General features: G+C 61.2%; 13 protein-coding genes. 11 read left to right on the top strand and 2 right to left on the bottom strand.

Annotated elements, in window-relative coordinates:
• Position 1: 1 nt before the first annotated feature.
• Together GTP69_RS03850 and GTP69_RS03855 are read right to left on the bottom strand one after the other, a co-directional pair.
• The gene (locus GTP69_RS03850; protein WP_161053644.1) at positions 2-838 is read right to left on the bottom strand and encodes an endonuclease/exonuclease/phosphatase family protein; all 837 of its coding nucleotides are present in this window, start codon (positions 836-838) and stop codon (positions 2-4) included.
• A gap of 69 nt (positions 839-907) precedes the next feature.
• The gene (locus tag GTP69_RS03855; RefSeq protein WP_161053645.1) at positions 908-1,588 is read right to left on the bottom strand and encodes a Bax inhibitor-1/YccA family protein; all 681 of its coding nucleotides are present in this window, start codon (positions 1,586-1,588) and stop codon (positions 908-910) included.
• A 273-nt stretch (positions 1,589-1,861) separates the two neighbouring features.
• On the opposite strand from GTP69_RS03855, the gene ndk reads away from it, so the two are divergent.
• From ndk to hflX, 11 genes are all read left to right on the top strand, one after another.
• Positions 1,862-2,269: a nucleoside-diphosphate kinase gene (ndk, locus tag GTP69_RS03860; protein ID WP_019920462.1), complete on the top strand. Its 408-nt coding sequence runs from the start codon at positions 1,862-1,864 to the stop codon at positions 2,267-2,269.
• 70 nt (positions 2,270-2,339) lie between these two features.
• Entirely contained in the window at positions 2,340-3,512 is a 1,173-nt protein-coding gene (rlmN, locus tag GTP69_RS03865; RefSeq protein ID WP_110849072.1) for a dual-specificity RNA methyltransferase RlmN, read from the top strand.
• The gene (gene pilW / locus GTP69_RS03870) at positions 3,512-4,333 is read left to right on the top strand and encodes a type IV pilus biogenesis/stability protein PilW (protein WP_161053646.1); all 822 of its coding nucleotides are present in this window, start codon (positions 3,512-3,514) and stop codon (positions 4,331-4,333) included. The genes rlmN and pilW overlap by 1 nt, the downstream gene beginning before the upstream one ends.
• A gap of 13 nt (positions 4,334-4,346) precedes the next feature.
• Positions 4,347-5,345, top strand: coding sequence for a RodZ domain-containing protein (locus tag GTP69_RS03875; protein WP_161053647.1), 999 nt, complete (start codon positions 4,347-4,349; stop codon positions 5,343-5,345).
• Between the two features lie 18 nt (positions 5,346-5,363).
• The gene (gene ispG, locus GTP69_RS03880) at positions 5,364-6,629 is read left to right on the top strand and encodes a flavodoxin-dependent (E)-4-hydroxy-3-methylbut-2-enyl-diphosphate synthase (protein WP_161053648.1); all 1,266 of its coding nucleotides are present in this window, start codon (positions 5,364-5,366) and stop codon (positions 6,627-6,629) included.
• Positions 6,616-7,959 (top strand): histidine--tRNA ligase, encoded by a 1,344-nt coding sequence (hisS, locus tag GTP69_RS03885; RefSeq protein ID WP_110849068.1) that lies wholly within the window; start codon positions 6,616-6,618, stop codon positions 7,957-7,959. Before ispG ends, hisS begins: the two co-directional genes overlap by 14 nt.
• A 38-nt stretch (positions 7,960-7,997) precedes the next feature.
• Positions 7,998-8,648, top strand: a complete 651-nt coding sequence (locus tag GTP69_RS03890; protein ID WP_161053649.1) for a tetratricopeptide repeat protein — start codon at positions 7,998-8,000, stop codon at positions 8,646-8,648.
• A gap of 38 nt (positions 8,649-8,686) precedes the next feature.
• Positions 8,687-9,826, top strand: a complete 1,140-nt coding sequence (gene bamB, locus GTP69_RS03895; RefSeq protein WP_161053650.1) for an outer membrane protein assembly factor BamB — start codon at positions 8,687-8,689, stop codon at positions 9,824-9,826.
• Between the two features lie 4 nt (positions 9,827-9,830).
• Positions 9,831-11,177: a ribosome biogenesis GTPase Der gene (gene der / locus GTP69_RS03900; protein ID WP_110849065.1), complete on the top strand. Its 1,347-nt coding sequence runs from the start codon at positions 9,831-9,833 to the stop codon at positions 11,175-11,177.
• Positions 11,178-11,369: 192 nt separating this feature from the next.
• Positions 11,370-11,606, top strand: coding sequence for an RNA chaperone Hfq (hfq, locus tag GTP69_RS03905; protein WP_072780809.1), 237 nt, complete (start codon positions 11,370-11,372; stop codon positions 11,604-11,606).
• 42 nt (positions 11,607-11,648) lie between these two features.
• A complete protein-coding gene (gene hflX / locus GTP69_RS03910) occupies positions 11,649-12,818 on the top strand; it encodes a GTPase HflX (RefSeq protein WP_110849064.1) in 1,170 nt (389 codons plus the stop codon).
• Positions 12,819-12,826 lie beyond the last annotated feature (8 nt).

The raw sequence follows: 12,826 nt of genomic DNA on the forward strand, positions 1-12,826 counted from the left end.
ATCAATCCGCCGGCAAGCGCAGGCGCGCGACGACAGGGAAGTGGTCGGATGGATAGCGTGCTCCGACCGAATCGGTCAGCACCGCGTAGCGCAGCACTTGCCACTGCGGGCTGAGAAAGACGTAGTCGATGCGTTCCTGCGCCGGCTTGCTGATATCGAAGTCGTTGAATGTTTCCAGCGGCCCATAGGCGGGCGTCTGGCTGATGGCCCTGGCGTCGCTTAGGGCAGCGGTGATGGTGGCGACCACCTCGCTGTCCGGCGTGCTATTGAAATCACCCAGCACGATCAGCGGCAGCTTGCCGGCCAGCGCGCGGCTGCGCTCCACCAGCAGGCGGGCCGATTCGCGCCGCGCCACTACACCTTCATGGTCGAAGTGCGCATTCAGCACCACAAACACCTGGCCGCTCGGCTTGTCGCGCAACTTTGCCCAGGTCACGAGGCGTTTGCAGCAGCGCGCGTCCCAGCCCATGGACGGCTTGTCGGGCGTGGAGCTCAGCCAGAAATCGCCGTGGTCTTCCAGTGCAAAGCGCTCGCGCCGGTAAAAAATGGCCGAGTGCTCACCGGCCTGTTTGCCGTCGTCGCGCCCAACGCCGACGCGTGCATATTCGTTCAGTGTATCCAGGTCGGCCAACTGGTTTTCCAGTCCTTCTTGCGTGCCCCACAGGTCGAAGCCGTGGTAACGCACCAGCGCCCGCATGGCGTCGCGGCGCGCCGACCAGACATTTTTGCCGTCTTTAGGATTGTCGTAGCGCAGGTTGTAGGTGGCGACGTTGAAGTCGACCTGGGCGAAGGCGAATGGCGTGAGCAGCAAGAGCAGGGGCAGGACGAAGCGGCGCATGGAACTCCTGTCAAAAAAAGGGCGATAAAAAAGCCGGCGCGAGGCCGGCTTTCTGGGAATGCTTAACGCTTAGTTGCGGTTGCCGCCGAAGATGCCCAGCAGCGACAGCAGGTTGGTGAAGATGTTGTACACGTCCAGGTAAATGCTCAGCGTGGCGCGGATGTAGTTGGTCTCGCCGCCGTTGACGATCTGCTGCACGTCATACAGGATATAGGCCGAGAAGATCGCAATGGCCACCACCGAGATCACGATTGCCAGCGCCGGGATGTGCAGGAAGATGTTGGCCAGCGACGCCAGGATCAGGATCACCACACCGGCGAACAGCCACGTGCCCATGCCGGAGAAGTCACGTTTCGACACCGTGGCGATCGACGCCAGCGTCGCAAACACCGCCGCCGTACCGCCAAACGCGGTGGCGATCAGGAAGCCGCCGTTCGAGTAGCCGAGAATGCGCGACAGCAGTGGCGTCAGCCACAGGCCCATGAAGAAGGTGAAGCCCAGCAGCAGCGCGACGCCGACGCCGGAATCCTTGTTCTTTTCAATCCCCCAGATGAAGCCGAAGGCAATCGCCAGGAACGCCAGCGCCATCAGGCCGCCGCTCAGCGGCAGGTGCAGGGACACGCCGATGACCGCGCCGAAGATGGTTGGCACCATCGACAGGGCCAGCAGCCAGTAGGTGTTGCGCAGCACGGTGTGCTGCACCAATCGACGGCTGCCCGCCAGATCGTAGGTGTTTTGCATGTTGTTCATAGTGCCCTCCATTAAAGGATGAAAGTTTACCGCTTTGATAAAAGCATAGCACGCCAAGGTCGGGAAATCCTTAAAACCTGCCTTAATTGCACTTAAATCGGGCTTAATCTGCCTTCATAGCCGTTTCCCAGCACCAAAAACGGGCAAATAGTAGCCGTATTGCAAGCTTATCTACGCCCCTGTTTCGGAATATGGGGTGTTCTATGGTAAAATCAAAGGTTGATTGGATTATCAATTTCGTTTTAAACCTTTCTTTTTATTGGAGTTTTTCAAATGGCAATCGAACGCACCCTGTCGATCATCAAACCAGACGCAGTTGCAAAAAACGTGATCGGCCAAATCTACAGCCGCTTCGAGAACGCTGGCCTGAAGATCGTCGCTGCTCAAATGAAGCAGCTGTCGCGTGAAGAGGCTGAAGGTTTCTACGCTGCGCACAAAGAGCGCGGCTTCTTCAAAGATCTGGTGGACTTCATGGTTTCGGGTCCAGTCATGATCCAGGCACTGGAAGGCGAAAACGCCGTCCTGAAAAACCGCGAACTGATGGGCGCGACCGATCCTAAGAAGGCTGACAAAGGCACCATCCGTGCTGATTTCGCTGACTCGATCGACGCTAACGCCGTTCACGGCTCGGACGCTGTTGAAGCTGCCCAAGTTGAAATCGCTTACTTCTTCGGTAAGTAATTTGATGTAATTCTGCTTCCGCGCCCCGCGCGGAAGCGGTATCTTTTTTTGTACTGTTTTGAACCTGAATATGAACGCACCTCTGACCAACTTGCTGGACTTCGATCCCGCGCAGCTTATCGCTTATTGCGCCGAGTTGGGAGAGAAGCCGTTCCGCGCCAAGCAACTGCAGCGCTGGATCCATCAATTCGGCGCGTCGGATTTCGACAGCATGACGGATCTGGCCAAGTCGCTGCGCGACAAACTGAAAACCCGTGCCCACATCGCGGCGCCGGCCATCATCAGCGACCATACCTCGACCGACGGCACCCGCAAGTGGCTGGTCGACGTTGGCAATGGCAACGCGGTCGAAACCGTGTACATCCCGGAAGAAAACCGCGGCACCCTGTGCATTTCCACCCAGGCCGGTTGCGCCGTCAACTGCCGTTTCTGCTCGACCGGCAAGCAGGGCTTCAGCCGCAATCTGAGCGTCGGCGAGATCATCGGCCAGCTGTGGATGGCGGAGTTTGAACTGCGCCGCACCAAAGGCATCGAGCCAGGCCCGAAAGGCGAACGCCAGATCACCAACGTGGTCATGATGGGCATGGGCGAGCCGCTGCTGAACTTCGATCCGACCGCCACCGCGCTCAAGCTGATGCTGGACGATAACGCCTACGGCCTGTCGCGCCGCCGCGTGACCCTGTCCACCTCGGGCGTGGTGCCGATGATCGACAAGCTGTCGCAGGAAGTGCCGGTGGCGCTGGCCGTCTCGCTGCACGCCTCCAACGACGAGCTGCGCAACGGCCTGATCCCGCTGAACAAGAAATACCCGCTGAAGGAGCTGATGGCCGCCTGCAAGCGCTACATCGAATTTGCGCCGCGCGACTTCATCACCTTCGAGTACTGCATGCTCGACGGCGTCAACGACAGCGACGAGCATGCGCGCGAACTGGTGGCGCTGGTGCAGCATCCCGAGTTCGGCGTCAACTGCAAATTCAACCTGATTCCGTTCAACCCCTTCCCGGAATCGGGTCTGCTGCGCTCGAAAAACCCGCGCATCAGCGCCTTCGCCCAGGTGCTGCTGGACGCCGGCATCGTCACCACCATCCGCAAGACGCGCGGCGACGATATCGACGCCGCCTGCGGCCAGTTGGCCGGCGAAGTGCAGGACCGCACCAAGGTCCAGCAACGAATGGAAAAAATGGCCGAGTACCAGCAAAAATTTGGCGCCAACTTCGGCAAGATCGTGGAGATCCATTCCTGATGACCTTCCTGGCGCAGCGGAGCCGGCTCAGTCTCGTCGCCTTGTGCGCGGCAGGGACGCTGGCCGGTTGCGCCTCGCCAGGCACGCAGAACGGCAATAGCGGCAAGGCCGAGCTGACCACCGCTTCGGACCAGACGGCATTGCAGCGCAAGGTGGACATCCGCATGCAGCTGGCGATCGGCTACTTCGAGCAGGGCCAGTATCCGGTGGCGCTGGACGAAGTCAAGCTGGCGCTGGCGGCCGATCCGGCCTACGCCGACGGTTACGGCATGCGCGGCCTGATTTACCAGCAGATGGGCGAACGCGCGCTGGCCGAAGACAATTTCGTGCGCGCCCGCAAACTGGCGCCGGCCAGCCCGGATCTGGCCAACAATTACGGCTCCTTCCTGTGCCAGGAAGGCCGCGTAAAGGAAGCGCTGCCGCTGTTTGATGCGGCCTTGGTCAACCGCTCGTACCGTTCGCCGGCCAGCGCCGCGAACAACGCCGGTTCGTGCGCATTGAAGATCAAGGATTACGCCAGCGCGGAGCGTTATCTGCTGCAAGCCTTGCAGTTGACGCCTGACCTGCCGGCCACCAACGCCAATCTGGCGCGGGTGTATTTTGAAAAAGGCGATTATGTGCGCGCCAATTTCTTCATCACCCGTTTGAACAAGGTGGCAAAGATGGAGAGTCTCACGGCCGATGTGCTGTGGCTCGCGATTAAGGTGCAGCATAAGCTGGGCGATACGGATGCGGAGGCTGGCTGGGCGACGCAATTGCGCCGTCACCACTCCGGCTCGACCGAGTATGCTGCTTATCAACGTGGGGCGTTTGATGAGTGAAACAGGGGTACCAATGAATTCTGAGTGGGCAGAACCGCCGCAAGAGCAGGGCAGCACCAGTACCGGCAAGGCGACGCCGGGTGCATTACTGGCGTCCCAGCGCGAGTCCCTGGGCTGGACGGTCGAACAGATTGCGGAACAACTGAAGCTGGCGGTACGCCAGGTGAAGGCATTGGAAGCCGGCGATTACGCCGCGCTGCCCAACATGGCGGTTACGCGCGGCTTTGTGCGCGCCTACGCCAAGGTATTAAAGATGGACGCGGCGCCGCTGGTCGCGATGATCGACGCGGCCGCGCCTCCTGCCCCTGAGGTGGTGGTGCCGCGCAAGGATTTGTCGGCCTCGTTCTCGGAGTCGCGTTTCCCGTCGATGACCGGGCGCTCGTCCGCGCCGGCCGGTTGGCTGGTGGGACTGGCGGTGGTGGTCGTGGTGGGCGCAGCCGGTGCTTATGCTTACCATAACGGCCTGATTCCGGCCTCGCTGTTCCAGCGCAAGGAAGCTGCTGTGGAAGAAGCCAAGCCGGTCGAAGCCTCGGCGCCGATCGAGACCACGCTGGTCAAGCCGGGCGAGGAAGCCTCGCCAGTGCAGTCGACCAATGTGCCGCTGATTTCCGTGCCGCCGCAAGGCGAGCAAACGGCAGCGCCAGCGGCTGAAGCGCCGGCAGCGGTGTCGCCGCCGGTCGCTGCGCCAGCACCAACGCCTGCGCCAGTCGCGGTTGCGCCAGCGCCGACGCCGACGCCAGCACCGGCAGCAGTGGCCGCGCCAGCCGCCGGCGCCGGCCATGAGCTGGTGCTGAAGGTGAAAGAAGATTCGTGGGTGGAGATCCGCCGCCCAGGCACGACGTCGCTGATTGCGCGCCTGGTCAAAGCCGGCAGCACCGAGACCTTCGATATCAAGGACCCAGCCATGCTGATCGTCGGCAAGCCAGGTGCGGTGGAAGCGACGCTGGGCGGCACGCCGCTGGCATTGCCGACCATCCCAGGCGGCACGATCTCACGCGTGAACATTAAGTAAGAACAGAGTTAAGAAACCATGACGCAAACTGCTATTCCATCGGGACCACTCGACCGCCGCGCCAGCCGCCGCGTGTTGATCTCGCACGGCGAGCGCAAGATCTGGGTAGGCGGCGATGCGCCGGTGGTGGTGCAGTCGATGACCAACACCGACACCGCCAACGCCATCGAGACCGCAATCCAGATCCGCGACCTGGCGCGTGCCGGTTCGGAACTGGTGCGCCTGACCGTGGACCGTCCGGAGGCCGCCGAAGCGGTGCCGTACATCCGCGAACAGCTGGACAAGATGGAAGTCGACGTGCCGCTGGTCGGCGACTTCCACTACAACGGCCACACGCTGCTGAACGATTATCCGGAATGCGCGAAAGCGCTGTCGAAGTACCGCATCAATCCGGGCAACGTCGGCAAGGGCGCCAAGCGCGACACGCAGTTTGCGCAGATGATCGAAGTGGCGGCGCGCTACGACAAGCCGGTGCGCATCGGCGTCAACTGGGGCAGCCTGGATCAGGCGCTACTGGCGCGCATCATGGACGAAAACGCCGGCCGCGAGAATCCGTGGACCGCGCAGCAGGTGATGTATGAAGCGCTGATTACCTCGGCCATCGAGAACGCCGTGCGCGCCGAAGAACTGGGCCTGGGCCGCGACAAGATCATCCTGTCGTGCAAAGTCTCGGGCGTGCAGGACTTGATCGCCGTGTACCGCGAACTGGGCAAGCGCTGCGACTATCCGCTGCACCTCGGCCTGACCGAAGCGGGCATGGGCAGCAAGGGCATCGTCGCGTCGACGGCCGCGCTGTCGGTGCTGCTGCAAGAAGGCATCGGCGACACTATCCGCATTTCGCTGACACCGGAACCGGGCGGCGACCGCACCAAGGAAGTGGTCGTGGGGCAGGAGATCCTGCAAACCATGGGCCTGCGCAAATTCACGCCGATGGTGATCGCGTGCCCGGGCTGCGGCCGCACTACCTCGACCACTTTCCAGGAGCTGGCGGATAACATTCAGACCTTCCTGCGCGACCAGATGCCGGAGTGGAAAAAGACCTATCCGGGCGTGGAGGCGATGAACGTGGCCGTGATGGGCTGCATCGTCAACGGTCCGGGCGAATCGAAGCACGCCAATATCGGCATCAGTTTGCCGGGCACCGGTGAATCGCCGGCGGCGCCGGTGTTTGTCGATGGCGCCAAATTCGCCACCCTGCGCGGTGAGCGCATCGTCGAGGAATTCCAGGAAATCGTACTGAATTACGTGAAGAAGAACTACAGTAAAGAATATGTCCAAATCTGAAAAAATCACAGCCGTTAAAGGCATGAACGACATCCTGCCGACCGACTCGCATCTGTGGCAGCTGTTCGAGAACACCGCGCAGTCGGTGGTGCAGAGCTATGGCTTCCAGCAGATCCGCACGCCGATCGTGGAAGACACCGCGCTGTTCAAGCGCGCCATCGGCGCCGTCACCGACATCGTCGAAAAGGAAATGTACTCCTTCGAGGACTCGATGAACGGCGACCAGCTGACGCTGCGTCCTGAAGGCACGGCCGGTGCGGTGCGCGCGGTGATCGAACATAACCTGGTCTACGAAGGCCCGAAACGCCTGTGGTACACCGGCCCGATGTTCCGCCACGAGCGTCCGCAGCGCGGCCGCTATCGCCAGTTCTACCAGTTCGGTTGCGAAGCCGTGGGCTTCTCCGGTCCCGACGTGGACGCGGAAATGATCATCATGTGCCGCCGTCTGTGGGATGACCTGGGCCTGCCGGAAATCCGCCTGGAGATCAACTCGATCGGCGACGCCGAAGAGCGTGCGCGCCACCGCGTCGACCTGATCGCCTACCTGGAAAAACACGAAGACATCCTCGACGCCGAAGCCAAGCGCCGCCTGCACAGCAACCCGCTGCGCATCCTGGACACCAAAAATCCTGCGATGCAGGACATGGTCAACGCCGCGCCGAAGCTGATGGACTACCTGGGCGAAGAATCGCTGGCCCACTTCAACGGCGTGCGCAAGATCCTCGACCACGCCAACGTGCAGTACGTGATCAACACGCGCCTGGTGCGCGGCCTGGATTACTACAACCGCACCGTGTTCGAATGGGTCACCGATGCACTGGGTTCGCAGGGCACCGTGTGCGCCGGCGGCCGTTACGATCCGCTGATCGCTTCCTTCGGCGGCAAGCCAACGCCTGCCGTCGGTTTCGCCATGGGCATCGAACGCCTGCTGGAACTGATGAAGGAGGCCGGCGAGCCGGACGCGCCTAACCAGTGCGACGTCTACCTGGTGCATCAGGGCGAAGCGGCGCAGCTGCAAGCCTTCGTGCTGGGCGAGCGCCTGCGCGATGCGGGTCTGGACGTGATCATGCACGGTTCCACCGCAGCGGGTCCGGGCAGCTTCAAGTCGCAGATGAAGAAGGCCGACGGCAGCGGCGCATCGTTCGCCGTCATCATCGGTGACGATGAAGTCGCCAACAACACCGCCGCCGTGAAAGCGATGCGCGCAGCGGAAGGCGACCAGCAGCAAACCACGGTGCCGTTCGAGGAAGTGGTCGACTTTGTGGTGGACCAGATCACCGACAGCGGCGACCATCATCACCACGTGCACGACGAACACTGCAACCACTAATTCAACCAACGCAACCAACGATACGGCAGACGAATACCATGGCATACGATCTTGAAGAACAAGAACAAATCGCGTCCCTCAAAGCTTGGTGGGACAAATACGGCAACGCCTCGACCTGGGTGCTGATCGCGGCGCTGGCGGCGTACTCCGGCTGGACCGGCTGGAAATACTACGAGCGTAACCAGTCCGGCCAGGCCTCGGCGCTGTATGCCGAGCTGCAATCGGCGGTGGAAGCCAAGGACAACGCCAAGGTGCTGCGCGCCGCCGGCGACATGGAAAGCAAATTTGCCAGCACCACCTATGCGCCAATGGCCGCACTGGTGGCCGCCAAGAGCGCGTTTGAAGCCAACGATCTGAAATCGGCCAAGGCCCAGCTGCAGTGGGCGGCCGATCATGGCGCCGATGAATTCCGCGCGGTCGCCAAGATCCGTCTGGCCGGCGTGCTGCTGGACGAAAAAGCCTACGATGAAGCGCTGAAAGTGCTGTCGGGCGACGTGCCGGCGCAATTCGCCAGTGCAGTGGCGGACCGCAAGGGCGATGTGCTGGCCGCGCAGAACAAGCTGGTCGAAGCCCGCGCCGCCTATCAGGCCGCGCTGGACGCCGACAAGAAGAATCCGGGCCGTCAACTGATCCAGCTGAAACTGGAAGCAATCGGCGGCACCGTGCCGGCTGAAAAAGGCGCAGCGTAATTCACCGCTACACGTAAAACGATCAAGGTTTATAAATTATGCGTATTACCGAAAAAGTAGTTGCAGCAAGCGTGTTTGCGATGTTGGCCGGTTGTTCCTTGTTCGGATCCAAAGATGCCAAGAACCAGCCGGCGCCGCTGGTGGAGCTGAAAAACCCGACACTGTCGCCGAAGACGGTGTGGAAGTACTCGGTCGGCAAAGCCGGCAATGCAGTCTTCACGCCAGCGGTAGTGGGCGACAGCGTCTATGTGGCCGACGCCGACGGCGTGCTGGTACGCCTGAATGCCGCCACCGGCAAGGAAATCTGGCGCGTCAAGACCGGCACCGACCTGACGGCCGGTGTGGGCAGCGATGGCGAAGTAGTGGTGGTCGGCGGCGTCAAGGGCCAGATCCTGGCCTATGACACCAACGGCAAGCAGCTGTGGAAGGCGCAAGCCACCAGCGAAGTGCTGTCGTCGCCGGAAGCGGGCGGTGGCCTGGTGGTGGTGCGCAGCGTCGATAACGTCATCACCGGCTTCGACGCCAAGACCGGCGAGAAGAAGTGGAACGTGACCCGTACCACGCCGGCCCTGACCCTGCGCAATGCGCCGGGCATGGTGATCGCCGCGCCGAACGCCTACATTGCCCAGCCGGGCGGCAAGCTGCTGGCGCTGGCGCTGGCGGCAGGTCAGCAGCGCTTTGAAGTGGTCGTCGGCGAACCGCGCGGCGCCACCGAGCTGGAACGCGTGACCGACATCGCCGGCACGCCGGTGATTTACGAGAAAGACATCTGCGCGGTTTCCTATCAGGGCCGCGTAGCCTGCTTCGACGTCGCCACCGGCGCGCCGAAGTGGAGCAAGGCCGCTTCGTCCGACAAGGGCGTGGCGGTCGACCAGCGTTTCGTTTTCGTTTCGGATGACAAGGGCTCCGTGTCCGCGTTCAGCCGCGAAAATGGCGCTAACGCCTGGAAGAACGACAAACTGACCTTCCGCGTGCTGTCGACCCCCGTGTCGTATGGCCGCGCAGTGGCAGTTGGTGACTACCAGGGTTACATCCACTTCCTGTCACGGGAAGATGGCGCATTTATTGGTCGTGTGGCGACCGACGGCAGCCCTATCCAGGCTGATCCTGTCATCGCTGGCACGAATTTGATTTTCCAAACCCAATCAGGGACAGTGACCGCACTCGCGGTCGAGTAATAAAATGAAGCCGGTAATCGCACTAGTGGGTCGACCCAATGTAGGGAAATCGACCTTGTTCAATCGTCTGACCCGCTCGCGCGATGCGCTGGTGGCGGACTTGCCTGGGTTGACGCGCGATCGTCACTATGGCGAGGGCCGTGTCGGCGAACGTCCCTTCCTCGTTATCGACACCGGCGGCTTTGAGCCGGTGGCCAAGGAAGGCATCCTCCACCAAATGGCCAAGCAAACCAAGCAGGCCGTGGCCGAAGCTGACGTTGTCATCTTCCTGGTCGACGGCCGCCAGGGCTTGACCCCGCACGACAAGACCATCACCGACTTCCTGCGCAAGAGCGGCCGTCCGGTGCTGCTGGTCGTGAACAAGGCGGAGGGCATGCGCTACAACGCAGTGGTGGCGGACTTCTACGAACTGGGACTGGGCGAACCGGCTGTCATTTCGTCGGCACACGGCGACGGCGTGCACGATCTGGTTGATCTGGCGCTGGACACGGCGTTTGAAAAGCGCCCGGAAGATCCGGAAGAGCTGGAGCCAACCGATCGCGGTATCAAGATCGCGCTGGTGGGCCGTCCTAACGTCGGTAAGTCGACGCTGATCAACACCCTGGTGGGTGAAGAGCGCGTCATCGCTTTCGACATGCCAGGCACCACCCGCGATTCGATCGAGATTCCGTTTGAGCGCGACGGCAAACAGTACACGCTGATCGACACCGCCGGTATCCGCCGCCGCGGCAAAGTATTCGAAGCCATCGAAAAATTCTCGGTGGTGAAGACGCTGCAATCGATCTCGGAAGCCAACGTGGTGGTGCTGATGCTCGACGCGCAGCAGGACATCTCGGAGCAGGATGCGCACATCGCCGGCTTCGTGCTGGAGACCGGCCGCGCGCTGGTCATCGCCGTCAACAAGTGGGACGGCCTGCGCACCGACGAACGCGATGAGATCAAGATCGACATCGACCGCAAGCTGGACTTCCTCGGCTTCGCCAAGATGCACTTTATCTCGGCGCTGAAGGCGCAGGGCATCGGTCCACTGATGAAGTCGCTGGACCAGGCCTATGCAGCAGCGTTCGCCGACCTCTCGACGCCGAAGCTGACCCGTGCGCTGATCGAAGCGGTGGAGAAGCAGGAGCCGAAGCGCAAGGGCTCGATCCGTCCGAAGATGCGTTATGCGCACCAGGGCGGCATGAACCCGCCGGTGATCGTCATCCACGGCAATGCGCTCGACGCCATCAGCGATCCGTACAAGCGTTATCTGGAGAAGCATTTCCGCGAGACGTTCAATCTGGTCGGTACGCCGTTGCGGATTGAACTGCGCACGGGTAAGAACCCGTTCGCAAAAACTTCCGGAAAATAAGGTTTTTTTTGCAGGAACAGCCTGCAAAAAAAACCAAAACAAGGTACAGTGGCTTAGAAGCACCACTTTTCACGTGGCGAGCGGTGTTTCAGCGAAAATAGTTTGACTTTTAAAGACTTTTCGCTGGGCCACGACCTTGAAATCAAGCGTTTCGCCTCCACTTCCAACACAACAACATAAAATGGAGCTGTTATGAGCAATAAAGGGCAACTGTTACAAGACCCATTCCTGAATGCCTTGCGCAAGGAACACGTTCCTGTTTCGATCTACCTGGTCAACGGCATCAAGCTGCAAGGCCACATCGAATCGTTCGACCAGTACGTCGTACTGCTGCGTAACACCGTGACCCAGATGGTGTACAAACACGCCATCTCCACCGTGGTGCCGGCTCGCGCCGTCAACCTCAATATTGAAAACGAAGCGGAATAAGCATTTGCAGCATCGCTTCTCTCCACATAGCGTGACCGTCGTATGCGCGCAGCTTTAGTCGGTATCGATTTCGGCCAGGGCGACTTTGCCGCCAGCGTCGAGGAACTCAACCTGCTGGCGCGTTCAGCCGGGGCGGAACCGGTGACGGTGATCACGGCAAAGCGCTCCGCTCCGGACGCGGCTTATTTCGTCGGCAGCGGCAAGGCGGACGAAATCGGCCAGGCCGTGCTGGCCGACCGCATCGAAATCGTCATCTTCAACCACGCGCTGTCGCCGGCGCAGCAACGCAATCTGGAAAAGCGCCTGAACATTCGGGTGCTGGACCGGACCAGTTTGATTCTCGATATTTTCGCGCAGCGCGCGAAGAGTCACGAGGGCAAGCTGCAAGTTGAGCTGGCGCAGTTACAGCACCTTGCGACCCGATTAATCCGCGGCTGGACTCACCTTGAGCGCCAGAAGGGCGGTATCGGCTTGCGCGGTCCCGGTGAAACGCAGCTGGAAACCGACCGCCGACTGATCGGCGAGCGGGTCAAGGCCCTGCGCGCGCGTCTGGCCAAGCTGCGCAAGCAGCACGAGACCCAGCGCCGTTCACGCAACCGTACCCAGACGTTCTCGATTTCGCTGGTGGGTTACACCAATGCCGGCAAATCCACCCTGTTCAACGCGGTGACCAAGGCCGGCGTGTATGCGGCCGACCAACTGTTCGCCACGCTGGACACGACTTCGCGTCGCGTCTACATGGGCGAGGAAGTCGGCAACGTGGTGCTGTCCGATACGGTGGGTTTCGTGCGCGAGTTGCCGCACCAGCTGGTGGCGGCATTCCGCGCCACGCTGGAAGAGACCATCCATGCCGATCTGCTGCTGCACGTGGTGGACGCCGCGTCGCCGGTGCGCATGGAGCAGATCGAGCAGGTCAACCTGGTGCTCAAGGAAATCGGCGCCGATCATATTCCGCAGATTCTGGTGTGGAACAAGATCGACGCGGCCGACCTCGAACCCTCGGTTGAGCGAGATGAATATGATAAGATTTCTCGCGTCTTCCTCAGTGCCCGCACTGGCGAAGGACTGGACTTGCTGCGTGGCGCCATCACCGAATGGGCCAAGGCCGCGCCGAACGCGCGCTTGCAGCAGCCGTACGACACCGAAGACACACAAGAAGAATTAGAAGAAGTAGAGAGCAGTCCCACCCTCACTGACGTTGGATCACACTAATGCGTGTC

The sequence above is a fragment of the Duganella levis genome, assembly GCF_009857605.1.
GTDB classification, from domain to species: Bacteria; Pseudomonadota; Gammaproteobacteria; order Burkholderiales; family Burkholderiaceae_D; genus Rugamonas; species Rugamonas levis.